Source organism: Neisseria sp. P0021.S007, assembly GCF_051956855.1.
In genome coordinates, this window is sequence record NZ_JBQCXA010001825.1 from 1 (window position 1) to 431 (window position 431).

Annotated in this window: 2 pseudogenes; one reads left to right on the forward strand and one right to left on the reverse strand. The window is 48.0% G+C overall.

The features are described 5' to 3' along the window. Positions 1–237 (forward strand): annotated as a pseudogene (locus ACTHUR_RS21655) (RNA ligase); the annotation flags it as partial. A gap of 32 nt (positions 238–269) precedes the next feature. Here the strand turns inward: ACTHUR_RS21655 and ACTHUR_RS21660 are convergent. Further along, positions 270–431, reverse strand: a pseudogene (locus tag ACTHUR_RS21660) (D-erythrulose-4-phosphate isomerase 1); the annotation flags it as partial.

Below are 431 nucleotides of genomic sequence, written 5' to 3' on the forward strand. Positions count from 1 at the left end.
GTATTTGATGCACAAAACGGCGAAATGCTGTTCAAACTCAAATCGCCGTATTACCTGATTTCCAAGTTTCTGGGACGAAGCAATGAAGGCAACATCGGCCGCAAGCTCGACAAACGCCACGTCGATGAAGAGTTTTACCCCTTAATCGACCACATCCGCGAGCATCGCGAAGCGTTCAACGCCATACCGGAATTGGATAAGATTGCGTTTATCCAAGCATTCTTGCGGCAACTGTAAGGCCGTCTGAAAATATATGGAGCAACATGTATTTATTTTCCGCGCTCGTATGCTTCAATTTCGCCGACTTTAGGTGCATAGCCGCTGTTTGTGTCGTGACGCAAGTCCAACCAGATATCGACCAATGCCCAAGCGGCCGGAGCGGCAATCACGTTTTGCCCCATACATAAAACTTGCGCGTTATAGTTTTCCAC